Origin of the sequence: Streptomyces eurocidicus (genome assembly GCF_002891295.1) — a bacterium.
In the GTDB taxonomy this organism is placed as follows: domain Bacteria; phylum Actinomycetota; class Actinomycetes; order Streptomycetales; family Streptomycetaceae; genus Streptomyces; species Streptomyces eurocidicus.
Genome location: NZ_LGUI01000005.1, coordinates 152,103 through 178,162, shown reverse-complemented (window position 1 = coordinate 178,162; position 26,060 = coordinate 152,103). Strand labels below are relative to the sequence as shown.

Below are 26,060 nucleotides of genomic sequence, written 5' to 3'. Positions count from 1 at the left end.
TGTGCGGCACCTCGTCGTTTACGGGGCTTCCCCGGGGTGCCCGGCCGCCGGCCGGGCACCCGTGGTGGATCACGCCTTGGTGGCGACCATCAGGCTGTGCTCGTAAGGCAGACCGGTGATCGCCTCGACGGTGGGGAAACCGGCCTCGCGCATGAGCCGCTCGTACTCGCCCACCGGATAGGCCAGGCCCTGGCCGGTGGCCAGCACCGTGAGGTACAGCGACAGCCGGGCGGAGTAGACCCCGCGCTCCTGGTCGCTCAGGGTGAACCCGTAGATGAACAGGCGCCCGCCCGGCCGCAGCGCCGCGTGCGCCTTGCGCAGCAGCGTCAGGATGCGCTCCGGGGAGAGCACCTCCAGACAGTGGCTGAAGAGCACGCAGTCGACGCCCCCGGGGAAGTCGTCCTCGAAGAGATCGCCGCCCTGGAAGCCGATGCGGCCGCCCGCGACGGCGTCCTCGCCCTCCTCGGCGAGGGCGACCACGCTGGGCAGGTCGAAGATGGTGACGGTGCTGTCGGGGAAGCGCTTGACGAGCTCACGCGCCGTGGTGCCGTCGCCGCCGCCGATGTCCAGCAGCCGCTCACCGGGGGCCAGACCGATGTTGTCCAGCAGGCCGCTCATGCTCTGCAGGGTGAACGCCGACATGGAGGCGTGCAGGACGGCCTCCCGCTCGGGGTCGTGGGACAGGCGCTGGTAGAGGGTGGGCTCGGTGCCCGGGTACCCGTCCAGGGCCGTGTTGGTGCCGGCCCGCAGGGCGGTCGTGGCGTGCGGGAAGGCCGGGTAGTAGATCTCCTGCCAGCCGCGCAGGATGTGCTTCCAGCTGTCGGGCCCGTCGCCCGCGAGGAGCTCGTCGGCGACCGCGGTGTTGGCGTAGCGGCCGTCCTCCTTGTCCACCAGCTCGGTGGCGCACAGGGCGTGCAGCAGGACACGCAGCTGATGGACGGGTATCCCCGTGCGGGCCCGCAGTTCCTCGAAGGGGGCGGGCCCCTCGGCGAGCGTGTCGAAGACGCCCAGCTCGATACCGGCCACGAGGGAGTTGAAGAGGGCCGGTCCGTTGACGATCAGGTCGAAGCGCTCCAGGAGCCTGCTGCGGGTGTCGGGGGCGTCGTTCACGATGTACGGGTCCTTGTGTGTGTCGGTGTCGGGACGATGTCGTGGAGGAAGCCCGCCAGCCGGCGTACTCCCTCCTCGATCGCGGGTTGGTCCAGGTAGCTGCACGACAGGCGCAGTTCGTGGTCGCCGGCGTCGCCGATCCAGAACGGCGCCATGGGCGTCCACAGCACGCCGTGCCCGGCGGCGCAGCGTTCCAGCAGCGCTGTGTCCACCGGTACGGGCAGGCGCATGCGGACGAAGAAGCCGCCGCGGGGGCGGTTCCAGCTCACGGCGCCGGTCAGCTCCGGGGTGGCGCAGTGCCGGTCCAGGGCGTCCAGCAGGAAGGCCAGGTTCTCCCGGTAGACCTGGGCGCGGTCGCGGCCCAGGTCCGCCAGGGAGCCGCCGTGTTCCAGCAGCATGCCGGCGATGACGGCCTGGCTCAGCGGGGAGGTGTTGACCGTGACCATGCTCTTGAGGGCCGCCAGGTCGTCGGCGAGGAGCCGTGTGCCGCCGGGCCCGGTCACGGGCTGGTCGGCGACGACGAAGCCGACCCGGGCGCCGGGCAGGCAGACCTTGGCGAAGGTCCCCAGGTGGATGACGCGGGTGTCGCGGTCGAGAGCCTTCAAGGAGGGGACGTCCGTGCCGGGGGGCGCGGTGAAGGCGTAGGCGCCGTCCTCCAGCAGAAGCAGGTCCTCCTCCTCGGCCACGGACAGCAGGGCGTGGCGGTCGGCCCGGTCCATCACCGTGCCGGAGGGGTTGGCGTAGTCCGGTGCCACGTACAGGGCGCGCACCCGGCGGCCCCCGGCCCGCGCGGTGCGGCAGGCCGCGCGCAACGCGCCGAGGTCGGGACCGCGGTCGGTGTCGGGCACGGCGACCACCCCGATGTCCAGCAGCCGCGCGGCACCCAGGATGCCCACGTAGCCGGGGGTGGCCACGGCCAGCAGGTCACCGGGGGAGGGGCACAGCGCGCGCAGCGTGAGGACCATGGCCTCCTGCGCCCCGACGGTGATCACCAGGGCCTCGGGGCGGGCGGGCACCCCGAGGTCGCGGCTCAGGGCCGCCGCGACGACGTCGTTGATCAGGCCGCGGCTCGGTCCGTACTCGTGGAGGAGCCGCCGGGCCCGCTCCTCTGACAGGCCGCGCTCGGTGCGCAGGTGCTCCAGATAGACGTCGGTGTAGTGGGAGAGGTCGGCGTCCCGCAGGTGCGGCAGGCGGGGCGCGCCGGGCGCGAAGGAGATCGCGCCGGGATGCCGGCCCATGACCTCGTTGAGGAAGCTGATGGCACCCAGGACGGGGTCCTGGAGGGAGCCGTGCAGGTCGGATTCGTGGAGCAGGGGCATGGGTCGGTCACTTCCCTCCGGGCCGGCCGGGCTTCCGGGCGACCTTCTCCAGGACGTCGGCGGCGTAGAGCCGGGTGGCCTGGACGTAGGCGAACTCGGCGAGGTAGGCGAGGAAGCGGTCCCGCGGCTCCTCGGCGAGTGCCAGCATCCGGCGGTTGGCGGTCACGGCGGGGTTGTCGAGCCGCGCGGCGGCGGCCTCGACCCGGGCGCCGATCTCATGGGCCGGGACGACCTCGTCGCACACCAGGTGGGCGTCGGGGTCGCCGGCCTGGATCCGGTGGCCGCCCAGGATGACCCGCCGGGCGGGGCGCGCACCGGTCATCCGGCCCAGCCGGAAGTTCCCCGCGCCGGGGACGATGCCCTCGTCGGCGGCGGGCAGGCTGAAGTAGGCGTCGTCCGCGGCGATCACGTGGTCGAAGACCATCAGCAACTGCATGCCGCCGCCGATGGCGAAGGAGTCGACCGCCGCGATCCAGGGCTTGTGCGCGGTGCGGTACGGGTACGCGTCGGGCGCGGGGTCCACCAGCAGGCCGTGCGCGATCTTGGTGAGGTAGCCCAGCTCACGGCGGAGCAGGAACCCGGTCAGCGAGATCCGGCCCGCGTGGAGCTCCTTGAGGTTGATGCCCGCGCTGAAGACCCGCCTGCCCGCGTAGCGCGGGTGGTCCACCTCGCCGCCGCGCACGACGCCGACGTGCGTGGCCTCGTCGAGGAGGACCAGGTCGACCGCCGTCTCCATGTCGTCGATGAGCCGCTCGTCCTCGGCGTTGAGGCAGTGCGCGTTCTCGACGGTCAGGTGGGCGGTCGTGCCGTGGCGTTCGAGCCGTACGCTCGCGAGCCGCACCCGGCCCTCGGTCCGGAAGGTTTCGCGTAGCTCCAGGGCCCGGCGGCAGGGCAGCATCATGGCGTCGGCGAGGTGCGGTCCGGCCTGGGGGTGGCTCAGCAGGGCGCGGAAGAAGACGCCCTGGTCGATCTCCAGGCCCTCCTTGGCCGCCTGGGGGAGGGCGCGCTCGGCCGCCAGCTCCGCGGCCGTCGGGACCAGGCCGGGGAACCGGTCGGCCGCGGCGAGGGCGAGGTCCGCCAGCCCCCGGTGGCGGGTGCGGGCGTCGGTGAGCACGTCGTAGACCTCACCGGCGTGCCGGTGCATGAAGCGCCCGCGCAGGGTCCGCGAGCCGGTGTGCAGGTGTGCGGCGAGCTCGTGCCGGGACGTGTCCCGGTCGGGCGGGGCGGGCAGGGCCGCGAGCCGGGCCGTGGCCTCGCGGGTGTGGCCCGCGAGGAGCGCCGCGTCCGCGGTGAGGTCACCGGTGAGGGCGGGCAGGGGGACGGCCGCGCCGGCGGGCGTGAGCGGGGTCACCGGGCACCGTCCTCGGCCAGCCGGCGCAGCTCCCGGTCGCAGGCGGCCAGGTGGGACCCGAGGGCCTCCTCGTGATCGGTGGTCGCGGCTTCGAGCAGCAGCTGACGGCGTACGGCCAGTTCGGCTCCGGAGACGCGGCCCAGCAGCAGGGCGGCGGCGCGGACGGTGTCGTCGACCTCGGTGGTGAGCTCGTCGACCAGGCCCATGCGGTGAGCGCTCTCGGCGGACAGCTCGTGGCCCCAGAGCACGAGCTGCCGGGTGCGTGCCGCGCCGATCTGGTTGACCAGGCGGTGGACGGCCATCCCCGGCCAGAAGTGCCCTTCGTTGACGGGCAGCAGCAGGCGCAGGTCCGGGGTGGCGATGCGGTAGTCGGCGGCGAGCAGCAGGTCCAGCGCGGCGCCCTGGCAGCCGCCCGCGGCGATGGCGATGGAGACGGCCTCCAGCCGCTCCAGGCGCCGTACCGCGCGCTCCCAGCGGTTGACGTCCTGGACGCCGACCTGACCGGGCCACGGGCTGCGGGCGGAGACCGGTGCGCGGGTGGCCCCCAGGTGCAGGGCGAGCGTGGGCGGGACCTCCTGCTCCCCGGCCCAGTCGCAGGCGTCGTTCACGGCCGCCGTCAGCTCGGCCAGCGGGCGGCCGCTGTCGATGCGCAGCGTGCGGCCCGGCCCGCCGAGGGGCTCGGTCCGTACCGGGAGGGTGTCCATAAGGGGGGTCCCTTCAGGGTCGTTGGTTGCGTCCAGGGGTTGGACGACACACGTCGGCAGGCCCCGGTGGCGGGTGCCGAGGGGTGGGCGCGGCTCGGTCACCAGCGCAGCAGGGCCGTCTCGACGGTCGAGCCCGGTCCCATGGTCATCAGCACGCCGTGGTCGCCCGGGGCGGTGCGGCCCTCCTCGCTCAGCCGCTGGTAGGAGAAGAGGAAGGAGCCGCTCGAGAGATTGCCGTGATCGGCCAGGACACCGGTGGTGTGCCGCAGGTCGTGACGGGTCAGACGCAGATTGACGCGGACGGAGTCGATGACCTTCTTGCCGCCGGAGTGCACGATCCAGTGGGCGATGTCCGAGCGCCGCAGGCCGGTGCCGTCCAGCAGGGCGGCGACGGTCTCCTCGGCGTGGGCGCCGACGACGTAGGGGATCCCGGGGTCGAGGAAGAAGCTGAACTTGCCGTGGTCGTCGTCCCATTCGTAGCGCATGGCCTCGCTCGCCTCGGGGATGATGCGGCTGGCGAACTTGAGCACGATGGGTACGGCGGGTGCCTTTGCGGCCCGTTCGGCCGATTCGGCCGGAAGCGGTGTGCCCGCGCCGACCGCGATGGCGGCGGCGCCGTCACCGAAAAGGCTGTTCACCACGGACGTACGCATCGTGCCGTCGAACACATAGGCCGCGGAGCACGCCTCGACGCAGACCATGAGGGCGATTTTCCCGGGATTCGCGACGGCCCAGCCCGAGACGGCGTTCAGTGCGTTCAGACCGGCATTGCAGCCCATTCCCACGACATCCAGCCGGGAACAGCCGGTGTCGAATCCCAGCTCCTTGATGATTTTCGCGCTGAAGCCCGGGGTGATGAAGCCGGTCGAGGAGACACAGCAGAGGTAGGCGACGTCCCGCGGTGTCGCACCGATCTTCCCGAGGCATTCCCCGATCGCCGCCCGGGCCATGTCCAGACCGGATCCGACGTGCTTGCGCAGCAGTTCGCCCTGGGATTCGAGGCGCCGCGCGCCGTCCGGGCCGATCGGCGGGAGCGTCAGGTTGCGGCGTTTGATCGCGCTGTTCAGATAGAGCGACCGGATGCGCGGGTCGTCGACCCGGAAGATATCCAGCAGCTCTTCCTGTGAATAGGAGTGCGGCGGAACTCCCGTGCCCACCGCGAGGATACGTGACAGCGGCTGTGACGGCGCTGCTATGTTCGACAACATGACACCTTCGAAGATATACGGTTCGCCCGGTGACCGGCCGCGCGTCCGCTACGAGAAGAAAGGCCGCACGGCTTTCGTCACGCTCGACCGGCCCGAGGTCCTCAATGCGATGGACATTCGCATGCACAAGGAACTCGCCGAGGTCTGGGACGATTTCGAGGCGGACGACTCGCTGTGGGTGGCGGTGCTGGCCGGCGCGGGCGACAAGGCGTTCTCGGTGGGGCAGGATCTCAAGGAGCTGGCGGCCCGCGACGCCGCCGGCACGGCCGGCGCCTCGACCTTCGGCAGCCGCGGCAAGCCGGGCTGGCCCCGGCTGACCGAGCGGTTCGGCCTCACCAAGCCGGTCGTCGCCAAAGTGCGCGGCTACGCCTTGGGCGGTGGCTTCGAACTCGCCCTGGCGTGCGACCTGGTCGTCGCCTCGGAGGACGCCTGTTTCGCGTTGCCCGAGGCCCGGCTCGGCCTGGTGGCCGGTGCCGGTGGCGTCTTCCGCCTGACGCGCCAGATTCCCTACCGGACCGCCATGGGCTACCTGATGACCGGACGCCGGATGCCGGCGGCCAGAGCCCTGGAACTGGGCCTGGTCAACGAGGTGGTGCCCGCGGCCGAGCTGGACGCCTGCGTGGACGGCTGGGTGGCGGACCTCCTCGGCTCCGCGCCCCTGGCGGTGCGCGCGGTCAAGGAGGCCGCCGCCGCGTCCGCGCACCTGCCGCTGCCGGACGCGTTCACCGCCACGTACCCCTGCGAGGAAGCGCGGATGCGCAGCGAGGACGCCCTGGAGGGGCCCCGGGCCTTCGCCGCGAAGCGCCCGCCCCGCTGGAGCGGGCGCTGAGGGGACGGCCGAGGGCGGCGACGGGTCAGCCGAGGTAGTCCTCGGGCCCGCCGTCGCGGACGGTGTCCAGGGTGAAGCAGTGGAAGCCCCCGCCGAACAGGCGCCGGTGCCGGTGACGCACCGGGACGACGGTGAAGCCGTGCCGCTCCAGCACGCGGGCCAGGTCGGGGCACGCCTCGTTGACCAGCACCGTGTCGGGGGACACGGACAGCACATTGAGGTCGATGTACGGGCTGGTGAGGATCAGGTCGTCGTCCTCGTACCGCGGGAAGTTGTTCTCGCGCGGCGGCGGGGGCACCACGATGTCCCACTTGCGGAGCGGCTCCGGCAGGAAGTCCAGGACCTCCTTGGAGCGGACCAGCAGCAGTCCCGGTCGCAGCGCCAGCACCATGCTGTCGATGTGGCTGTCGCTCAGGCGGTGCACCCGGTGGATCCGGAAGCGACCCTCGACGTGCCGCTCCAGCCAGTCCACGGCGAGCGCGTGGTTGGCGGTGGAGATGTTGGCGACGATGTCCCGGCCCAGGCGCAGGCACTGCGCCCCGTCGAACATCATCTCGTAGCCGACGTCGTAGGGGTGGGCCTGCGGGTCGGTGACGGGCTCGGTGGGACCGCCGGCATTACTGTCGGCATAGGACGGGTCGAAGGAGGCGTCGGTCATCAGCGGACGCGGCATGACCGTCCAGCGGGCGCCCTTGCGGAAGTAATCCGCGAATACCGGCTTGAGGAACTGGGTCTCGAAATACCGGGAGCGGACCATCGGCGAGGTCTCGATGATCTCGTCACCGAGGATGAGCGTGTTGTCGCGGACGTTCAGCGGCGGGACCACGGAGGCCGACCACGCGGGGGTCTGCACGTTCGGCGTGGCGGCGTCGAGGTCCATCGGCCGGTGCACCTTCACCGACAGGGACTCGAGCGTGGCGACCAAGCCCTCGATGTCCTCGCAGAGTTCCTCGACGTACCGCTGCTTGATGGGCTGCTGCCCGGGCCGGGCCTGGGCGCTCGCACCGCTCGCCGAGAGCCGGGGGTAGTACCACTCCGTGCGGACGAGATTGTCGTGGAAGAAAAGGTCGAACGACAGCTCGCGCTCATGCGAGATGTAATTGCGGGCGGAGCCGACAATCACTTCCCGAAGCGGTGACCATTCGTCAAAGCTGCTCAATTTCAAGACCATGGCCCCCATCGTCGTCATGGCGCATTTCAATTTCCTGCGAAAAATGCGGGCCGAACGCTTGAAAAACCCGCTAGAAAAGAGGTGTTACCTCATGTCTTCGCAGGTCGGCGCGGTGCGGCCGCGTTCGACCGGGGGTAGCTTTACAGAACTTCCGAGGGCCCGTCAACTTCCTCCATCAGCCCGCCCGGACCGCCCTGAGGGGCTCGCCAAAGCCCTCCGTGACTGCCGTGAGGAGTCACTGCGTTTGGTCATCATTCGGCAAACTGTTAAGCTCCAGCGGTATTGGAAGCGGCCTGCGCGGTAAATCGCGATGCCGCCATTTCGGCCCTGGCTGACGGCATCTGCTTGGCTACGACCGTGGCCTCTACATGGATGCCGGTTGAGCCGTCGCGGGGCCGGCCCCGGAGGGAAGCCATATGAGTAAGCGGCGGCCACCGGCCGACTGCCCGCACCCGTCCGACCCCGCCACGCGGTGCCCCGGCACCCTGCCCACCCGGCGGGACGCCCCGCTCGATCCGCCCCCCGGCCTGCTCCGGCTGAACGAGACGGCGCCCCTGCACCGGCTGCGCTACCCCGACGGGCACGAGGGCTGGCTGATCACCCGTCACTCCCTCGTACGCGCCGTCCTGGCCGACGCGCGCTTCAGCGCCCGCTCGGAACTCAAGCGCGTCCCCGCGCCCAGGCCGGGCGCGGACCCCTTCATCGGCGAACCCGCCCTGCCCGGCTGGCTCGTCGACATGGACCGCCCCGAGCACACCCGCATCCGACGGCCCATCAGCGGCCCCTTCACGATGCGGGCCGTCGACCGGCTGCGCCCGCGCATCCGGCAGATCGTCGACGAACACCTGAGCGCGATGCGCGAGCAAGGCCCGCCCGCCGATCTGGTGGCCTCCTTCGCCCTGCCCGTCCCCTCCTTGGTGATCTGCGAACTCCTCGGGGTCCCCTACGGAAGCCGGGCCGGCTTCCAGCGGGCCGGCGCCGTGCTCTTCAGCCTGGAGGTCAGCGCCGCCCAGGCCACCGAGGCCATGGCCGAACTCGACGGCTTCCTCCTCGACCTCGTACGCCACCGGCGCCGTCGTCCCGGCGACGACCTGCTCGGCAGGCTCGTCTCCGGCACGGACCTGGGCGACGAGGAGATCGCCGGCCTCGGCGTCCTGCTGCTGACCGCGGGTCACGAGACCACCGCCGGCATGCTCGGCCTCGGCACGCTGGCCCTGCTCACGCACCCGGACCAGCTCGCGGCACTGCGGGCCGACCCCGCGCTCCTGCCCGGCGCCGTCGAGGAACTGCTCCGCTACCTCACCATCTTCCACTTCGGGGTCCCCCGGACCCCGCTGGTGGACGTCGAGCTCGAAGGGCGGCTTATCCGCGCGGGAGAGTCCGTCACCCTCTCCCTGCCCGCCGCCAACCGCGACCCCGCGGCCTTCGACGCCCCCGACGTCCTGGACGTCACCCGCAGCGCCCGCGGGCACGTGGCCTTCGGCTACGGCGTGCATCAGTGCGTCGGCCAGAACCTGGCCCGCGCGGAACTGGAGATCGGCCTCGGCGCGCTGCTCTCCGGGTTCCCCGGCCTGCGCCTGGCCGTCCCCGTCGAAGACGTGCCGCTGGCCGCCGACTCGGGGTTCTACGGAGTGCACGCCCTGCCGGTCGCCTGGTAGACGCGTGGTCTCCCCTGACACGTCAGGGGAGACCACCGGCGATGCGTGACCGAGGGCAGGTCAGAAGGTGACCACTGCCTTGAGGGCGCTGCGGTCGTCCATGGCCCGGTACCCGTCCGCGACCGACTCGAGCCCGACGGACAGGTCGAAGACGGGGGAGGGGTCCAGCGCGCCCTCCAACACGTCCGGCAGCAGCTCGGGGAGGTACGCGCGGACGGGGGCGATGCCGCCGCGGACGGTGATGTTGCGGCGGAACAGCACGCTCATGTCCAGCCCCGCACCGCTGCCGTGCGGCACGCCGACCCACCCGATGCCGCCGCCCGGCCGGACGGCACCGACCGCGGTCTCCATGGACTGCCGGGTGCCGACGGCCTCGACGACCGCGTGCACCCCATGACCACCCGTCAGTTCGCGTACGGCCGCCACCGCCGCCTCGCCCCGCTCGGCCACCACATCCGTGGCGCCGAAGGAACGGGCGACGCGCGTCCTCGCCGCGTGCCGGCCGAGCACGATGACACGCTCCGCGCCCAGGCGCCGGGCCGCCAGCACCGCGCACAGGCCGACCGCGCCGTCACCGACCACGGCGACGGTGGCACCGGGACGGACGCCGGCGCTCACGGCCGCGTGATGACCGGTCCCCATGACATCCGACAACGCGAGCAAGGCGGTCAGCAGCCGGTCGTCGGAGGCGGCCGCGGCCGGAAGCCTCACCAGCGTGCCGTCGGCGTAAGGGACGCGCACCGCTTCCCCCTGTCCGCCGTCGGCGCCTGCCGCTCCCCAGACCCCGCCGTTCGCGCAGGAGGTGGGCAGGCCCTCGGCGCAGAAGCCGCACGTGCCGTCCGACCAGGTGAAGGGCGCGACGACCAGATCGCCGGGGCGTACGGCGCGCACGTCGGACCCGGTCTCCACCACCGTGCCGAGGAACTCGTGCCCGATCCGCTGCCCGGGCTGCCGGGCGGACTCCCCCCGGTAGGCCCATAGATCGCTGCCGCAGACGCAAGCGCGCAGCACCTGCACCACGGCGTCCTGGGGCCGCTGGACGCGGGCGTCGGGAACCTCCTCGACGCGGATGTCGTAGGGGCCGTGAATAGTGGTGGCGCGCATGAGTCGGAGGTGTCCTTGCGTGGCGGCTGGGGGCGTGAACAACCGTACGGTATGCCGCTTCGAGGGTGCCGACGAGTGCGCCGCCGGGCCTTCGCCCGGCGGGCGTGCGCCGGGCATTCCCTCGGCGCCTCACGCGCCCCGGACCCACCCTCTCGTGCCGCGGCCGGGGAGCCGCCAGACTGGCTCCTCGCGGCTTCCCGCTCCCGGAGCGGGGCCGTACACGGCGTACCCCGGGGGAGGTTCGGTGAAGGTCGGTTCCTGGAACGAATGGGATCCACTGAGGCACGTCGTCGTCGGACGGGCCGACGGGACCATGGTGCAGGCGCCCGAGCCGGCGGTCGTCCGGGACTGGCCCGAACACGGCTTTCCACGCGGAACGCACGGGCCGGTGCCCGAGGAGATGACGGCGGCCGCCAACGAGCAACTGGACGCCTTCGCACGCGTCCTCGAAGAGCGCGGCATCCGGGTCGACCGGCCCCGGCCCCTGGACTTCGGCCGGGCGGTCGGCACCCCTGAGTGGTCGCAGCCGAGCATGTTCGGCGCCATGCCGGTACGGGACGTCCTGGTGGTGATCGGGAACGAGCTGCTCGAAGCGACCATGTCGTTCCGCAGCCGCTGGTTCGAATACCTGGCCCACCGGCCGCTGATCGAGTCGTACTTCCGGGCCGACCCGGAGATGAGGTGGGAGGCGGCCCCCAAGCCCCGGCTGACGGAGGCGTCGTACCGACCCGGTTTCTGGGACGAGTACGAGGCCCTGTCGTCCGAGGAGCAGGTCGCCCGTGCCAGGGCGGGGAAGCTGTTGCTGACCGAGGCCGAGCCGCTCTTCGACGCCGCCGACATCGCCCGCTGCGGCAAGGACCTGTTCGTCCAGCGGTCCCTCGCCACCAACGCGGCCGGGATCCGCTGGCTCCGGCAGCATCTGCCGGAGCACCGCGTGCACGGGGTGACGTTCGGCAACGCGCACCCCATGCACATCGACGCCACCTGGGTGCCGCTCCGCCCCGGCCTCCTCCTGCACTGCGCCGAACGGCCCGCCGAGGAGGAGCTGTCGCACCACCTCAAGGTCAACGACTGGCAGGTCGTCCAGGCCGCCACCCCCGGGCGGCGGACTCCACCGCCACTGTCCGCCTGCAGCCGCTGGCTGTCGATGAACGTGCTGGTGCTGGACCCCGGCACGGTCTGCGTGGAAGCGAGCGAGACCGCGCAGCTGGAACAGCTCGACCGGCTGGGCTTCGAGGTCATCCCGGTGCCGTTCTGGGACGTGGCCCCCTTCGGCGGCGGACTGCACTGCGCCACGCTCGACGTCCACCGCGAAGGCGTCCTGGAGGACTACTTCCCCAGGCGGTCCGGAAGGTTCTGAGGCTTCCGCGGCTGGTACGCGCCCCCCCCGCGCGGGTACGCCGAGACGTGGTCAAGCAACGGTGCCGGGAACTCGAACACGCGCCCCCCCCGCGCGGGTACGCCGAGGCCGCGCCCTGCCGGTCAACGCCGCTCGTGCCGGCGCCGGGCGTGGTTCGTGGGCGGTTCGGGCAGCCAGTCGTGGGCCGGGTCGTACTCCAGCCACCGGCTTCGTCCCGCTTCTTCGGCGCAGGCGGCGGTCAGGCCGTCGAGCCCGGGGTGTGCGTCCCCGGTGCGCCACAGCAGGGACCAGGCGTACAGCGGGGTGAGGCCGACCAGCGGGACGGCGCGCAGCCCGGGGAGCTCCGGCCGGGGGACGTCGGCGGGGAGCAGGGAGAAGCGCCGTGGGTCCCGTACCACTTCTTCGAGGAAGTGAGTGAGCCCCAGGTTGACCCCCGTTGCCCTGCCGCGGATGCCGAACCGGTCGGCGAACTGGTGGAGGAAGTCGAGCTGGTCCAGCTTTCCCGGTGCCCACAGCAGACTGTCGCGCAGCTGGTCGGGCCGCAGCGCCGGTGCGGCCGCGAGCGGATGGTCCGCGCTCAGTACGGCGTCGACGGGTTCGAGGCGGACGAGGCGGTGGGTCAGCCCTGTGTGCAGCGGTGGGTGGACCCGGCCGAAGGCCGCGTCGATGTCGCCGTGCAGCAACGCGTCCGTCACCGACGGCAGATCGCGCCCGTGCCCCAGCACCAGGTCCCCGGCCCGCTCCGCGACCTGGGCCAGTGTCCGCATCGGCGCGTAGAGGTGTCCCCAGACGTCGACCCGCAGCGGGCGGTGCCTGCCGACGGCCGCCGCGACCGCGGCGTCGGCGGCGGCCAGGGTCCGCCGGGCCGGCGCCAGGAAACGCCGCCCGGCCTCGGTGAGGTCCACGCCGCCACCGCGCCGGAACAGGGCGACGCCGAGCAGGGACTCCAGCCGCGCGATCCGCTTGGACAGCGCCTGCTGGGTGAGGGCGAGCGTTCCGGCCGCCCGCCCGAAGTGCAGTTCCTCGGCGGCGCGTACAAAGGCACGTACCTGTGCCACGTCGAGATCCATGGCTTTCACCATAGGTGACAACCAAAGGTTGTCGGACTTGCCCGATCGTTGTTGGATCGCCGGGCGGTCGGCGCGGTTGCATTCCCGGCATGCAACGACTGATTCCCACGGGCGACGCAGCGCGTCCCGTCGCCTTCGCCGAGACCCCTCAGCCCGTCCCGGAACCCGGTGAGGCACTGATCAAGGTCGAGGCGTTCGCGCCGAACCGGGGCGAGACGTTCCTCCTCGAGGACCCGCGCCCCGGGCTGCTGCCCGGCAAGGACATCGCCGGGCTCGTCGTCCAGGCCGCCGCGGACGGCTCGGGGCCCGCGACAGGCACCCGGGTCGTCGGGCACCCGGCGCACGGCGGCTGGGCCGAGTACGCCGCCGTGCCCACGCACTCCCTCGCGGTGCTCCCGGACGGCGTCGACAGCACCCGGGCGGCGGCCCTGCCCCTGGCCGGGATCACGGCCCTGCGGCTGCTGCGCACGGCCGGTTCCCTGACAGGCCGGCGGGTGCTGCTGACCGGTGCCTCGGGCGGGGTCGGCCACTACGTCACCGAGCTGGCCGTAGGCGCCGGAGCCGAGCTGACCGCGGTCAGCGCCACACCGGCGCGCGGTGAGCGGCTCGCCGGCCTGGGCGCCACGGTGGTGCACGACGTCGCGGCGGCCAAGGGGCCGTTCGACGTCGTGCTGGAGTCCACGGGCGGGCCGGACCTGCCGCTCGCCCTCTCCAAGGTGCGCCCGGGCGGCCTGCTCGTCTGGTTCGGCCAGGCGAGCCGCACCCCGGTCACCCTCGACTTCTTCCACCTGCTGGGTGGACCGGAGCGTGTCACCATCCGGCACTTCCACTATGCCGGTGCCCCGTACGGCCCTGATCTGGAGGCTCTGGTCGGCCTGGTGGAACGGGGGCGGTTGCACCCGGAGATCGGCCGGGTCGCCGACTGGTCGCAGACCGCCGGCACCCTGGTCGACCTGCGAGAGCGCCGGATCCGCGGCAAAGCCGTCCTGCTGACGGGAGGAGCGCGATGAGCGCCGGGGAACCCGCCGCCGAGTTCGCCCGTGCCCAGTGGACACGTGCCACCGGCGCGGGCGTCGACCCCCACGAGTACGGTCGCGTCACCGACGGCCTCACCTCCGTCGCCGACTGGGGACCGTCGTTCCGGCGGACCGGGGACGACTACCTCGAACGCGCCGGGAACGCGGGATCGCCCGTCTCGGCGGGGGAGCACCTGCTGATGGCGGCCCGGTGGTTCCACCTGGCCACGCTCGCGCCGTACGCGGAGGCGCACCGTGCCGCCGCCGAGGCGGACCACGCCCTGAGCCGGGCGCTCACCGTGCTGGAGCCCGGTGCCCGGCGGGTGAGCGGCGAGGGGTTCACCGGCCTGCTGCGCGGCCCCGCCGACGCGCCCGGCACCGTGGTCGTCGTCCCCGGCCTGGACTCGGCCAAGGAGGAGTTCCTCGACCTGGTGTCCGCGTTGCTGGCCAGGGGGCTGGCGGTGTTCGCCATGGACGGCCCCGGGCAGGGCGTCCTCGCGGCCGGTACGACCCTCAGGCCGGACTACGAGCAGGTCGTGGGCCGGGTCATCGACGCCCTCGGTGTCCCGCGCGTCGGCCTCGTCGGCCTCAGCCTGGGCGGCTATTTCGCGGCCCGTACGGCGGCACTGGAGCCGCGGGTGGCGGCGGCCGCCACCGTCAGCGGCCCCTTCCGCCTCGACTGGGAGGAACTGCCGCCGCCGGTACGGGACATCATGGCCCGACGCGCCGGGGGCGCCGACGCCGCCCGCGGGTTCGCCCGCCACGTGGACCTCACCGCCCTGGCGCCCCGCATCACGGCCCCACTGCTGGTCGTGGACGGAGGCCGGGACGTCATTCCCGGCGTGACGAACGGCGAGCCCCTGGCCCGTCTGGCACCACACGGCACCTACCTGTCCGTCCGGCACGGCGACCACCTGCTCGGCAACGCCCGGCCCGACTGGCTGTCCCCTCTCGGCGACCACATCGCGCGCACCCTGACGGGAACCCCGGCGGGCTCACCGGCCGGGCAGCGGAGGAGCCCCGGGCCGGCGCCGTGCTGACGACAGTGCCCGGGGCCCCTCGATCCGACTGCCCGGACGCGCACGAGACGTGGACGACGGCAGGGCCGGCCGGCTTCTTCCGCGAGCGCCTCGCCGCCTGGCCCGCGCCGTCCGCGACCCGTCAGCCGCCGGCCAGCAACAGCTCCGCCAAAGGCGTACGCACATGGTGCACCGAACGGCCCGTGCGGGTGGTGGTGAGGAGGCCGGCGGCACGCAGCGCCGAGGCGTGTGCCGAGGCCGTGGCGTTGCTGACGCCGGTACGCCGCGCCAGTCCCGTGGTCGTACGGGCCTCGTCCAGGCACCGCAGCATGGCGAGCCGGGTGCGCCCGAGGACGCCCGCGAGAGCCTCGTCGGGTGGGCCGTCGCCCCCGTCCGGGACCGGCGGCAGCCCCCGGCCCGCGGGGTAGGCGAGGGCCACCGGGCGGTCCGGCAGGTCCTGGACGAGCGGGCCGTGCCGCCAGTGGAAGGTGGGACGCAGGATCAGCCCGCGTCCGCCGAGCCGTACCTCGCGCACACCCCGGGCGCCCGGCACGGGCCATTCCCAGACCCCGTCGCACAGCCGTGACCCCGGCGCCAGGCCGGCCAGGGCGGCACCGAGGCCCTGTTCGGCGAGGGCGAGGGCATGCCGGGTGAACTCCGCCCGGTGCAGGTCCTGGACCAGGGGCCACACCGGCGCGAGGACCGACTCGTACGCCGCCCGCTGTGCCCGGACGAATACGCGCCAGGCTTCGTCCTGCCCGCCGTGCAGGCCGCGGATCCACGGCGGGGCGGTCCGTTCCGCGTAGACCTGTTCGATCCCGGCGCGCACGAACTCCGGGCGGGCGGACCGGATCAGCGCGAGCCCTTCGTCCGGTGTGTCGCCGAGGACGTCGAGGAAGGCGGGGGGCACCCCGTCCGGCACCAGGTCCGCGAGCGGCCGGACCGCGCCCGGCAGGCTCCGCAGCAGTCTGTTCCGCCAGCGGCCGAACAGCAGTTCCTCGTGCCGGGTGCCCAGCATCATCAGGGCCGCGTGCGTCTCGGGCAGGGGCGAGGGCCGCGGCGCGAACCGGACCCGGGCGAAGTCGTCCGCGGTGAAATGGATCCGGATCACGCACATCTCCCTCTTCCGCACCATCCTTTCGGGCCCGGCCGCAAGGTTCACCCCGGCGCCGCCCCGGCCCCCAGGATGCCGTCCATGACCACTTCCCACACACCCGGCCGCCGTTCCCTCGCGAAGGGCGTCCTCGCCGCCCTGTTCCTCGCGACCGCCGCCCCCGGCCCGGCCTCGGCCTCCGGGCGTCCCGGGGCGCCCCTCCTCCGGCTGCCCGCGCCCACCGGCCCGTACCTCGTCGGCGCACGGGTACTCCACCTCGTCGACCGCTCCCGCAACGACCCGTGGGACATCACGATCGGCGTCCGCGAGCTCATGGTCACCGTCCTGCGGCCGGCCTCGCCCGGCCCGGGCTCCGCACGCGTTCCGCAGCTCACACCCGGCGCCGCCGAAACGTTCGGCTTCCTCGCCCACCTGGTTCACCCTCCCCTTCCGGCCGCCGGGGTCGACTGGGCGGCGACCCTCGCCCATGCCCGGGCCGGGGCCCCGCCGCTGCCCGGCCGTGGCCCCGTACTGCTCTACAGCCCCGGCGGCGGCGACGCCCGCACGATGGGCAGCTCGCTGGCGGCCGACCTCGCCTCGCACGGCTGGACCGTTGTCACCGTCGACCACCCCGGGGACGCCAGCGAGGTGGAGTTCCCCGACGAGCGGCCGGAACGCCCCCGGATCCGGACGACCGTCCTGCGCCCGGACATCGACGCGGCGACCTTCCGCACCATGATCGACACCAGGGTCGCCGACCTGCGTTTCGTCCTCGACACCCTCGGCCTGGACCGGGTCGGGATCTACGGGCACTCCGCGGGCGGCACCGCGGCCGCGCAGGCGCTCCACGAGGACCGGCGGATCGCGGCCGCCGTCAACCTGGAGGGATACCTCGACCAGCCGGACGGCGAACTCCTGCCCGTCGCCCGGCGGAAGACGGACCGGCCACTGCTCCTGGCCGGCACCGACGGCTTCCGCGACGCACGGCTGGACCGCTCCTGGGCAGCCCTCCTCGCCCACGGGGGCCCCGTCGCCCGGCGGCAGCTCGACAACGCCCACCACTGGGTCTTCACCGACTACGCGGCCCTCGTCCCCCAGCTCCACGCGGCCGGCCTGATGACCGCCGCCGGACGCGCCGCCATGGTCGGCCGCGCGGACCCGCGCGCCACCGTGCCGGCCGTGCGCGACCTCGTACGGTCGTTCTTCACCCGTCACCTGCCGGTGCGAGCACCCGCCTCCCGCTGAACGAGCGGGGCCGGTCCCCGGGGACCACCTCCCGACCGACCGGCGCCGCGCCGTACCGGAGAGCATACGAGCGGACCGCCGGTCATCAGCCGGCGGAGGACTCGGGGTCCAGGGGAAGGACGGTCAGGACGCGCCAGCCGCTGTCGTCCTGCGGCCCGGTGGGCGCGAGCGGTTCGTCGTGGAGGCCGTCCAGGAGTAGGGCAACAGCCGGCAGTGCGCCAACGACAACAACCTCATCCGCGACTGGGTGAACCGCCACAGCGGCACCCGGCGCATGGCCACCAGCGGAAACCGCCTGTTTCAGGTAGCAGACGCCTCGGGCCGGGGTCGTATCGCCTCGGCCCCACGGGCTCTTTCGACCACGGACGCCGGCGCCACGGCGCTGTGCACCGGTAGCTAGAAGATCGTCAGCGTTGTCACCCCCGTGACGCCGGTGAGACCGTCGGTAAGGCACTGCAAGGCGCTCGGCTGGGGCAAGGGGATGACCTGGAGCAGGCTATGGCCCTGGAAGCGGCCGCGGGTGACGGTGCCGGTGACCGGGGTGACCACCTGGCCCACCGCAGCCGTGCTGCTGCCGCTGATGTCAGCAGTGCTGGAGTCACTGGTGTGCCGAGGGCCGGAGTGACCGGTGTTCCAGGTGTAGGTCCGGCGGGACCGGAACCCTTCCAGCAGCTTGTTGCAGCCCGTGATCAGCGTGAACTCCTCGTGGTAACCGCCGTTTTTCACCGCGCCGTCACCGCCGGCGCAGGAGGCGAAGCGCCCGTCGATCGTGATGTGGATGGGGCGGGCCTTGAGGATGACCCCCGGCTGGTAGCTGACGGACTCGGTGCCCTCGCACTGCAACAGCCCGGGTCTCCGGGGTTGGGCGGACGCCGGAGCCGGTGCGGTCACGCCGAACAGCACAGCCGCGGCCAGGGCGACCACCCGCAGCCGCTGCCCACCGACCGCCACCGAGGCTTTCTTCGCATTGAGCAACGTATTGAGCAACATGGGGCTGTTCATGCCCCGGCCGTACGGCCCGCAGACAGGCGCGCCGGAGCGACGAGGGGCACCCGGTCCCGCGTCCCCGCGTGCGCCCCGGGCCGCACGCCTATCCGTGCGGGCCGTGCCACGCGTAGTCTCTTGCCGCCCCTTCGACATCCCCCAGGGCCCGTGCGCCCGCGCCGGAGGTAGCTGGAGGAAAATGGACACGGTGGAGAGCGGCACGGTGGCCGTGCCGGGCGCAAAGCTGTACTTCGAAGTGCGCGGTACCGGGCCGCTGCTGCTGCTCATCCCGGGCGGCGCCTCCGACGCCGAGGTCTTCCGGGACCTGGCCTACGAGCTCGCCGTCTGCCACCGGGTCGTCACCTACGACCCGCGCGGCATCTCCCGCAGTCTCCTCGGCGGACCGCCGCCGGAACCGTGGCTCGACACCCAGGTCGACGATGCCTTTCGTCTGCTGGACAGCCTCACCCGGCCCGGCGAGCCGGTGCGGGTGTTCGGCAGTTGCGCGGGCGCCCTGACCGCGCTGGAGCTCCTGGTCCGCGACGCGCGCAGGATCCGGCTGGCCATCGCCCATGAGCCACCCGCGATGGGGCTGTTGCCGGACGCGCCCCGGCACGCGGCGTTCTTCGAGGAGGTGTACGCGACATTCCGCCGGGACGGCGTCCCGGTAGCCCTGGAAAAGCTCCGGACCATCTTCAGCGGCAGGCCCGCCCCACCGCTCCCCGAAGCAACCGACAACAGCGAGTTCTTCCTCTCCCAGGTGATGCTGCCCTCCAGCCGCTGCGTGCCCGATGTCACCGCGCTTGCAGCCGTGGCGGACCGCATCGTCCTGGCCGGCGGCCGAGCATCGCGCACCCACGACGTGCACCGGCCGGTCACCGTCCTCGCACAACGGCTCGGCCGGGAACCGGCGGAATTCCCCGGCGGGCACGCGGGCTACGCCACACACCCCGCACTCTTCGCCGCGCACCTCGCGGCAGTCCTGGCCGGCGCACAGCCCGTACTCGGCTGACCCGCCATGCGTACCCTGATGGGCGCCCAGAACTGCGGCTTCGGGCCGGCCTCCGTGCTCGTCGCCGTCTCCCGGCTGCTCTCCGGACACGAGCGGGTGTTCGTAGGCGACGGGATCGCGGCGCAATTCGCGCGCCGCAACGCCACCGCTTTCAACGGCGTCCACGAACTCACCGATCCGTACGGGAACGGAGCCGCGCTCCTCGACCGGCTGATGGAGAACAGCGACCAGGCCGTATCCGTCATGGACGCCGACTTCGTCCTGCACTCCGTCGTGGCGCGCCGCCCGGTGGTCCTGGTGGACTGCTTGTTCGGCTTCTGGCAGCAGCACCACCGTCACTCCCTGGCGCGGATCCGTGAGCTGTGCGTGACCGTCCCCCGTACCTCTTTCGCGGCGGCACGCCACCACCTGTCCGGCCTCTCGCCGCATGAACGCGTCCTCGCCGCTCATATGCTGGCCGACCACAGCGTGGTCCAGAACTTTCCCGGCGTCTCGCGGCGCATGGCCGAGTTCACCGAGGCCGGTGCGGAGGGCGTGATGCATCTGACCGGTCCGCTCGTCGACCTGGAATGCCTGAGGGAAGCGAGGGAAGGCGGACCGGCGACCGGCGGACCGGACTACGACCTGCTGATCAACACCGGTGGCTTCAAGAACTTCCTCCTGGACTTCGAGGTCAACAACGACTACCTCCGGCTCATCGACCGCTGGATCCCGGACCTCCTCGCCGACTGGCCCCGGTTCACCCGTGTCCTGGTCTGCGGCGGCCCGTACGCCGGGTACCGCGGCGGCGCCGACCAGGCATCCGGACAGCGGATCGACCACCGGTTCCTGCCCCAGCGCGAGCTGCTGCCGCAGGTGGCGAGAACGCCGCACTCCTTCATCGCCCCCGGCCTGTCGGCGCTGAACGAGGCCACGCTCCTGGACCAGCTGCCCTTGGGGCTCCACGAACAGCACTACGCGCACACGTTCACCATCCGGAACCTTGCGGACACCCTCTTCGGGCACCAGGCCGCCCGGTTCGCGGACGTCCTGCCCGGCCTCGCGTTGCCCGAGGACGACTACGCGGGCACCGAGGCCCTGGTGGGCATCGCCGGCCGGGTACTCAAGGACGACGACCTCTACGCGCGGTTCCGCAGCACGTTCAACGAACGCATCGAGCAGTACCTCTTCCTCACGCCGGAACAACGGCGAGGGGGAGTGGCGGAGCTGCGCCGTGCCCTCGACGGCCCTCCCGCCCCTTCGGTGATCGCCTCGATTCTCGCGGCTGCCGGGTGACCGGATGGCGTGGGCCCCGGTGCCGTCCATCGACGCGGACGTGCCCGCATCCGCGGCGCGAAAGCGAAGTTTGCCGTCGTGTCAGTCCGTGTCAGTCCGTGTCAGTCCGTCGGATCCCGGAGCCCGCCGGCCTCGGCGTAGACGCCGACCTTCCAGGTGATGACGGAACGGCACGCCTCCAGCGCCTGGATCTGTGCGTCGACGCGCCGGCGGTGGGCGTCGGGGAGCCGCGGGCGTTCCGCCTCGTTGCCCGGACCGTGCCGCACCGGCTCGGCGAACTGCTTGAGGTCACCACCGTCGGCCGCATCGGCTGCCTCGCCGCCGACCCGAGTGCTGCGGGGGCGATCAGCTCTGTGCCGTTCTGCAAGGCATGAGCGCGCTTCGTCTTCCGTTCTCCAGGCATTTCACGGTTCACCTTTCCCGGTGTCCGTGGCATTTGCCCGCTTTTAGGGAATAATAGCGGCGTGAAGGTTTCCCGACCGGTCTGGACGGCCGGTGACCCCGTTGAGGTGCGGCACCAGCCGCGGCCGGCGGCCTTCACGGGCCCGCTGCGGTTGGCTGCCGGGCCCGTCCGCCCGTCATCGTCCTGGGCGGGTCGTGCATCACGACCCGCCCAGGCCACCTTCCTCCTTGCCTTCAAGGGGAGTGCGTCATGAGTGTCCCCTCCGACGGCCACCTCCTGCCCTGCTCCCGGCATCTCTTCGACGTCCCCGACCATGTCGCCTACTTCAACGTCGCGAGCCTCGCACCGACGCTGCGCACCGGCTTGGCCGCAGGGCACGACTCCATGCGGCTACGGGCCCAGCCTTGGAAGATCGGTGCGGACGGCTGGTTCACCGCAGCCGAACAGCGCCGGGCCCTGTTCGCCGCCCTCATCGGTGCGTGCGCCGATGAGATCGCCCTGATCTCCGCGACCAGCTACGGCATGGCCACAGCGGCCAAGAACCTCACCGCGCGTCCGGGGCAGCGTGTGCTGGTCCTGGCAGATGAATACCCTTCAGGGATCTACACCTGGTGGCGTTTCACCGAACGTACCGGGGCCGGCATGCTCACCGTCGCCCGCAGACCCGGCCAGACCTGGACCGAGGCCGTCCTGGACGCCTTGGACGAGAGGGTCGCCGTTGTCTCGGTGCCGCAGGTGCACTGGACCGACGGAGCGCTGCTGGACCTTGAAAAGATCGCCGAAGCGGCGCGGGCGGCAGGAGCCGCTCTGGTCATCGACGCGAGCCAATCCGCAGGGGCGATGCCCCTCGATGTTGCCGCCCTCCAGCCCGACTTCCTCGTCACCGTCGGCTACAAATGGCTGCTGGGTCCGTTCGGCCTCGGCTACCTGTACGTCGCCCCGGCCCACCACGACGGCCTGCCGCTCGAAGAGAACTGGATCGTACGCCAGGATTCACAGAACTTCGCCCGGCTCGTGGACTACCGCACGGCATACCAGCCCGGAGCACGACGCTTCGACATGGGCCAGCGAACCGCCTTCGAGCTCACCCCCATGGCCACCGCCGCCCTGGAACAGCTGACCACATGGACCGTCCCGAAGATCGCCGCCACCCTGAACGCCACCACAGCACGCATCGCCGCTGCAGCTCGGGAGCGGGGACTGGCCGTCTCCGATCCCCGCGGACCGCACATGCTCGGCATCGATACCTCCGGCCGCGCCCCACAGCACCTATTGACCGCCCTCGGCAACGCCGACGTCCACGCCTCAGTCCGAGGAGCCGCACTGCGCATCAGCCCTCACCTGCACACCAGTAAAGGCGACATCGACAAACTCATCACCGCACTCGATTCCGCCCTCGGCCGATAAGAGGCACCAAAATGGCGTCGGTGTGCGTGGTGTCCTACGGCATTCGCAATTCGGGCCCTTCGTGCGGAGTGGAGCGTTGCCGTGAACAGCGGGCCCTTCCGAGTCCCCGACCTGTCGGACCGTCCCCACCGCCTTGTCGTCGAGCACGAGATGCAGGCGGATCCGCACGCCCTCTGCCTGGCGTGGACGGAACAGTTCGACCGCTGGTTCGCCGCTCCCGGCGCAGTCCTGATGACGCCCCGGGTGAATGTGCCGTTCTTCTTCGAGGCCGATACGCGATGGAGCCGGGCATGCCCAAGATGGAACAGCAGGCCGGTGCGGACGCTCTCCGTCCCGAGGCGTTCGTGTACCGCCGCCAGCAGCATCAGGTGCAGTCGGCCGCGGTGCACGGAGTACTGCGGCCAGCGGTATCCGGCCGCGAGGCCGAGTGCCTCCTCCCATACCGGTTCGCCCGACCGGTCGCGGTAGCTCAGCAGGTGCGGGGGCAGCGCGATGGCGGCCAGTTCATCCGCCAGGCCGAGTTCCGCGAGTTCCCGTACGGCGTGCGGCAGCAGGTTGATCCCCACGCCGACTGCCTCGATGGTCCGTGCAGCCTCCCGCACTTGCGGCCGGAAGCCCGCGGCGTACAGGTTCGCGCCGCCGCCCCGAGTCTGCCAGTGAGGTGACCCCACCTGATCCGTGCGGCCAGGCCCACGCTTCGGTCATACGCAGACAACGGACGGCTGTGGGTACCGAACTCGGCCACTGCCGGGTCTGTCCGGTCAACGACATTGCCGTTTACCGGACAGACCCCCGGTTGAGTGTTATCGCGCTGTGCCAGGGGGAAGGACAGCACGTGACTACGCGTAGAACGTTTCTCGGTACCGGCGCCGCCCTCGGTGCTACAGCTTTCGCCGACGCCTCCACGGCACGGGCTTCCGCCGGCACCGCCTCGGCTCCTGTCCCGGAGCGGGACGCCAGGGCCGCGGTGAATCAGATCGACACCGATATGCAGCGCCACTACGACCTGCTGCGTGCCTCGGTGGCGCGGCATCTGGGCCCTGTGATCGTCGTCAACAACGACGCGAAGGGAGGGGAATACTTCCTGGTCGACCGAGGCAGGACTGTCGAGCGATTACACCCGGTGGGCCCGGTGTTCGAGCTGGCGAAGTCGGTCGCGCATACGCCGCTGGGGATCTACTCGGTAGTGGCGCCCTACCTCAGCCCCAAGGTTCCGCCGGTTGGCAACGCGGACCGGATCGACCCGCACGACCTGGAACAGGTCGCCCACATCGGGCCGTCCTCGACGGCGTGGATCGATCCGCTGCGGAAGTTCGCGGCGACGCTGGAAACCGCGCGCCGGAACCTGCCCGGCGCCAACATGCCCGGGGCGCTGGAGGATGCCGGCCGGAGCATCCTGGACAGCGGCCTGGACTTCATCACGGACGCGGTCACGTCCCACTCCTTCGACATGCAGGGCTTCCAGGACTTCTCGAGCGCGGTGTACGGCCATATCCGGACGACCATGTACTGGGCGTCGAAAGCCCAGATCGAGGGCGTTCACGCGCTGCTCAAACGGTGGCGGGCTCAGCTGGGCGAGTCGGCCTGGTCCGAACTGTACGTCTTCATATTCGAGTTATGGACGACGGCCGCCCTCAATCAGAACGCGGTCATCATCAAGCCGTGCATGGATCAGAAGCGGGCGGACAGCCACCTCATCAACCAGATGATCGCGCAGTTCCCCTCCGACCCGGTCGCCACGGCACTCGACAACCTCGCCCGGATCGTGCAGGACAACATAGCGGCGGAAATGGTGTTCCCCACCGATCCGGATGTCGCGACCGCGCTGGCAGGTGAAGAAGACCTCCTGGCGCAGGAAATCCTGAAACAGCTCAGGGACTGCCCCTTCCACACGGCCGCAAAAAAATAGTGGCCCCCTGCGGCCGCTGGCCCCCTCGGGACCGGTCGGCTGAGCCGTCCGGCCCGGACGGAACAGCGTCACGCAGCCGGAGGACCTGCTCGCCGACCGGCCCGGGCACCGTGTGGAGGCGGACCTGCGGCAGGTCGTGCCAGCGGGCCAGCACGTTCTCGTCGAGCGGACTGCCGGTCACCACCAGGTGCAGCGGGGCGGTGAGCCGGGCCGGAGCGGCATCGACCGTGGCGATGCCCTTGCAGGGCCACCAGCCGCCGACGAGGCATGCCGCCGCGGCGATCTAAAGCGTGTTGCAGAAGGCTGCGATCTGGGAATTTCCTGGGTATGGCCGGGGTGTTGAGGGCTGAGCCGTTGTGGGTGGAGACGTTCACCGGGGGCGCCTCGGGCCGTAACTACCGAGCACGCGGGGCCGCCCGGGCCAAGCCGGGGTGCCGGCCCGATCACGTCGCCACAGGTCCATGTCGACGGCGTCGACGACAAGCCTGGTCCGCTTGCCCACGACGCAGGGTTCCGAGACGTTGATGAGTTTCTTTGTGAACCAGGAGGAAAGGACGAACTGTTGCGCCGTGGCACGGCCGGCGAGGACGATGTCTGTCAAGAAGCGCATCTTCAGGAAGTGGAGTCTGTTCCATGGGAGTGAACATGCGAATCCGTACAGCCGTCGTGGCCTCCGCCCTCGCGCTGGCGACCGTTCCGGGCGCCGTCGGATCGTCGGCGGTAGCCGTCACCCCGGCCCCCCACGCCAAGCCCGCCGCCGAATGCGGAGTCCGCTCGGACGGCAGGCTGTACTGCGGTAACAGGGCCGGGGCGAGGGGGTACGCCGACCGCTCCTACCGTTCGGCGACGCGTGGGACGCTCGTCGGCACGTTCAGCTGGTTCGCGTGCTGGGGACACGGCGACCCGCACCCCGGCGGGAACGACATCTGGTACTGGACACAGCTCGACAACGGCGCATGGGGCAACGTACCGGCCGTCGATGTGAACACCGGTCAGGACCCGGCTCCCGGACTGCGTGCGTGCTGACGGGTTCCTGAGAAAGCACGCTGGACACGTCGCTTCGCTCTGCCGGGCACGAGCTGACGAGGGCGGCGTCCGCAGCGGGGGCCGGACATGGGCCGGGACGGGCGGTTCCTCACTGGATGTACTTGAGGGTCCACTTCTGATTCGGCAGCCCCTGGTTGTCGTTGGTCACGACCGGCGACCGGTTCGCGCCGCCCCAGCCGCGGTCGGGCTCGAGGACGCGGCCGAAGAGGTTCGCGATGCGTGCCGGTCCGGACTGGGTCGCCGGGTCGACGTACCAGAGCTGGTCGACGTTGGTGAAGTCGTGGTCGCAGGTGGACAGCCAGGTCGCCCAGCCGCTCGGGCCCTGCGCGTAGCCCGCGAGGCATTCGCCGTTCCTGCGGTTCACCATGTGGTAGCGGCCCCGGCCGTCGGCGACCAGGTCCCAGAGCTGGTACGCCTCCGTGGTGCAGTCCCATACGCGCACGCGGTCCTCACCGTACGGGAAGCCCATGCAGCGGCCGGTGCCTTGGTTTCTGAACTGGAACGGGCCGACCCCTGCCCGGGCGGCGGCCGCCGGGGCCCGCTCCGCGCGGGCCCGCGGCTGGGCAGCCCCGGCACCCGGGGTCGCCGCCGCGAAGGCGGCGGCCAGCGCGATCGCGAGCACGGTGAGTCGTTTGCGTGGTTTCACGAGCTTCCCCTGTTCGACGGTTCCGGAGACTGCGAGCGCAGGCTCTCGCGCCGTGCGCCGCTCGGAGCGGGCTTCGACGCGAATCACCTCTAAGGGGTGAAGCGGGAGCCGCCGCGGCGC

General features: G+C 71.9%; 22 protein-coding genes and 2 pseudogenes. 11 read left to right on the top strand and 13 right to left on the bottom strand.

The window, feature by feature from the left end:
• Positions 1-69: 69 nt before the first annotated feature.
• From AF335_RS17760 to dpgA, 5 genes are all read right to left on the bottom strand, one after another.
• The gene (locus tag AF335_RS17760; RefSeq protein ID WP_102919380.1) at positions 70-1,110 is read right to left on the bottom strand and encodes a methyltransferase; all 1,041 of its coding nucleotides are present in this window, start codon (positions 1,108-1,110) and stop codon (positions 70-72) included.
• Positions 1,107-2,429: an aminotransferase-like domain-containing protein gene (locus tag AF335_RS17755; protein ID WP_102919379.1), complete on the bottom strand. Its 1,323-nt coding sequence runs from the start codon at positions 2,427-2,429 to the stop codon at positions 1,107-1,109. Before AF335_RS17755 ends, AF335_RS17760 begins: the two co-directional genes overlap by 4 nt.
• A 7-nt stretch (positions 2,430-2,436) precedes the next feature.
• Complete coding sequence (dpgC, locus tag AF335_RS17750) at positions 2,437-3,780, bottom strand: (3,5-dihydroxyphenyl)acetyl-CoA 1,2-dioxygenase DpgC (protein WP_244927071.1); 1,344 nt, start codon at positions 3,778-3,780, stop codon at positions 2,437-2,439.
• Positions 3,777-4,484, bottom strand: coding sequence for an enoyl-CoA-hydratase DpgB (dpgB, locus tag AF335_RS17745; protein ID WP_102919378.1), 708 nt, complete (start codon positions 4,482-4,484; stop codon positions 3,777-3,779). Before dpgB ends, dpgC begins: the two co-directional genes overlap by 4 nt.
• A 98-nt stretch (positions 4,485-4,582) precedes the next feature.
• Positions 4,583-5,692, bottom strand: coding sequence for a 3,5-dihydroxyphenylacetyl-CoA synthase DpgA (dpgA, locus tag AF335_RS17740; RefSeq protein WP_102919377.1), 1,110 nt, complete (start codon positions 5,690-5,692; stop codon positions 4,583-4,585).
• Between dpgA and dpgD the strand changes: the two genes are divergently transcribed.
• Positions 5,691-6,521, top strand: coding sequence for an enoyl-CoA-hydratase DpgD (gene dpgD / locus AF335_RS17735; RefSeq protein ID WP_102919666.1), 831 nt, complete (start codon positions 5,691-5,693; stop codon positions 6,519-6,521). The two genes, dpgA and dpgD, sit on opposite strands and share 2 nt — an antisense overlap.
• A 25-nt stretch (positions 6,522-6,546) precedes the next feature.
• On the opposite strand, the gene AF335_RS17730 is transcribed toward dpgD, so the two are convergent.
• Positions 6,547-7,680, bottom strand: a complete 1,134-nt coding sequence (locus AF335_RS17730; RefSeq protein WP_228773574.1) for a glycine amidinotransferase — start codon at positions 7,678-7,680, stop codon at positions 6,547-6,549.
• A 428-nt stretch (positions 7,681-8,108) separates the two neighbouring features.
• On the opposite strand from AF335_RS17730, the gene AF335_RS17725 reads away from it, so the two are divergent.
• Positions 8,109-9,350: a cytochrome P450 gene (locus tag AF335_RS17725; RefSeq protein ID WP_102919376.1), complete on the top strand. Its 1,242-nt coding sequence runs from the start codon at positions 8,109-8,111 to the stop codon at positions 9,348-9,350.
• A gap of 60 nt (positions 9,351-9,410) precedes the next feature.
• On the opposite strand, the gene AF335_RS17720 is transcribed toward AF335_RS17725, so the two are convergent.
• Complete coding sequence (locus AF335_RS17720; protein ID WP_102919375.1) at positions 9,411-10,454, bottom strand: zinc-binding dehydrogenase; 1,044 nt, start codon at positions 10,452-10,454, stop codon at positions 9,411-9,413.
• 244 nt (positions 10,455-10,698) lie between these two features.
• Here AF335_RS17720 and AF335_RS17715 point away from each other — a divergent pair, with 244 nt between their 5' ends.
• Positions 10,699-11,814, top strand: coding sequence for a serine/threonine protein kinase (locus AF335_RS17715; RefSeq protein ID WP_244927070.1), 1,116 nt, complete (start codon positions 10,699-10,701; stop codon positions 11,812-11,814).
• 122 nt (positions 11,815-11,936) lie between these two features.
• On the opposite strand, the gene AF335_RS17710 is transcribed toward AF335_RS17715, so the two are convergent.
• Positions 11,937-12,884 (bottom strand): LysR family transcriptional regulator, encoded by a 948-nt coding sequence (locus tag AF335_RS17710; RefSeq protein ID WP_102919374.1) that lies wholly within the window; start codon positions 12,882-12,884, stop codon positions 11,937-11,939.
• An 89-nt stretch (positions 12,885-12,973) separates the two neighbouring features.
• Here AF335_RS17710 and AF335_RS17705 point away from each other — a divergent pair, with 89 nt between their 5' ends.
• Positions 12,974-13,894 carry a zinc-binding dehydrogenase gene (locus AF335_RS17705; protein ID WP_102919373.1) on the top strand — a complete coding sequence of 307 codons (921 nt, stop codon included), beginning with the start codon at positions 12,974-12,976 and terminating at the stop codon, positions 13,892-13,894.
• A complete protein-coding gene (locus AF335_RS17700; protein ID WP_102919372.1) occupies positions 13,891-14,940 on the top strand; it encodes an alpha/beta fold hydrolase in 1,050 nt (349 codons plus the stop codon). The genes AF335_RS17705 and AF335_RS17700 overlap by 4 nt, the downstream gene beginning before the upstream one ends.
• A gap of 121 nt (positions 14,941-15,061) precedes the next feature.
• On the opposite strand, the gene AF335_RS17695 is transcribed toward AF335_RS17700, so the two are convergent.
• Complete coding sequence (locus AF335_RS17695; RefSeq protein WP_221505430.1) at positions 15,062-16,036, bottom strand: ArsR/SmtB family transcription factor; 975 nt, start codon at positions 16,034-16,036, stop codon at positions 15,062-15,064.
• A gap of 78 nt (positions 16,037-16,114) precedes the next feature.
• Here AF335_RS17695 and AF335_RS17690 point away from each other — a divergent pair, with 78 nt between their 5' ends.
• On the top strand, positions 16,115-17,257 hold the full coding sequence (locus AF335_RS17690; protein WP_102919371.1) for an alpha/beta fold hydrolase: 1,143 nt from the start codon (positions 16,115-16,117) through the stop codon (positions 17,255-17,257).
• A gap of 396 nt (positions 17,258-17,653) precedes the next feature.
• Here AF335_RS17690 and AF335_RS17680 read toward each other — a convergent pair whose 3' ends face one another.
• On the bottom strand, positions 17,654-18,259 hold the full coding sequence (locus AF335_RS17680) for a hypothetical protein (RefSeq protein ID WP_146045554.1): 606 nt from the start codon (positions 18,257-18,259) through the stop codon (positions 17,654-17,656).
• Positions 18,260-18,440: 181 nt separating this feature from the next.
• On the opposite strand from AF335_RS17680, the gene AF335_RS17675 reads away from it, so the two are divergent.
• Together AF335_RS17675 and AF335_RS17670 are read left to right on the top strand one after the other, a co-directional pair.
• Positions 18,441-19,253, top strand: coding sequence for an alpha/beta fold hydrolase (locus AF335_RS17675; RefSeq protein WP_102919369.1), 813 nt, complete (start codon positions 18,441-18,443; stop codon positions 19,251-19,253).
• A gap of 6 nt (positions 19,254-19,259) precedes the next feature.
• Positions 19,260-20,528 carry a hypothetical protein gene (locus AF335_RS17670; protein ID WP_102919368.1) on the top strand — a complete coding sequence of 423 codons (1,269 nt, stop codon included), beginning with the start codon at positions 19,260-19,262 and terminating at the stop codon, positions 20,526-20,528.
• Positions 20,529-20,629: 101 nt separating this feature from the next.
• On the opposite strand, the pseudogene AF335_RS17665 reads toward AF335_RS17670, so the two are convergent.
• Positions 20,630-20,818: pseudogene (locus tag AF335_RS17665) on the bottom strand (MerR family transcriptional regulator); the annotation flags it as partial.
• A 362-nt stretch (positions 20,819-21,180) separates the two neighbouring features.
• Here AF335_RS17665 and AF335_RS17660 point away from each other — a divergent pair.
• A complete protein-coding gene (locus AF335_RS17660; protein ID WP_102919367.1) occupies positions 21,181-22,338 on the top strand; it encodes an aminotransferase class V-fold PLP-dependent enzyme in 1,158 nt (385 codons plus the stop codon).
• Positions 22,339-22,640: 302 nt separating this feature from the next.
• On the opposite strand, the pseudogene AF335_RS35705 reads toward AF335_RS17660, so the two are convergent.
• Positions 22,641-23,009: pseudogene (locus tag AF335_RS35705) on the bottom strand (hypothetical protein); the annotation flags it as partial.
• Between the two features lie 296 nt (positions 23,010-23,305).
• Here AF335_RS35705 and AF335_RS17650 point away from each other — a divergent pair.
• A complete protein-coding gene (locus AF335_RS17650) occupies positions 23,306-24,247 on the top strand; it encodes a hypothetical protein (RefSeq protein ID WP_102919366.1) in 942 nt (313 codons plus the stop codon).
• Between the two features lie 645 nt (positions 24,248-24,892).
• Entirely contained in the window at positions 24,893-25,273 is a 381-nt protein-coding gene (locus AF335_RS17635; RefSeq protein WP_228773575.1) for a hypothetical protein, read from the top strand.
• 109 nt (positions 25,274-25,382) lie between these two features.
• On the opposite strand, the gene AF335_RS34705 is transcribed toward AF335_RS17635, so the two are convergent.
• The gene (locus tag AF335_RS34705; RefSeq protein WP_170127732.1) at positions 25,383-25,940 is read right to left on the bottom strand and encodes an RICIN domain-containing protein; all 558 of its coding nucleotides are present in this window, start codon (positions 25,938-25,940) and stop codon (positions 25,383-25,385) included.
• Positions 25,941-26,060: the final 120 nt, after the last annotated feature.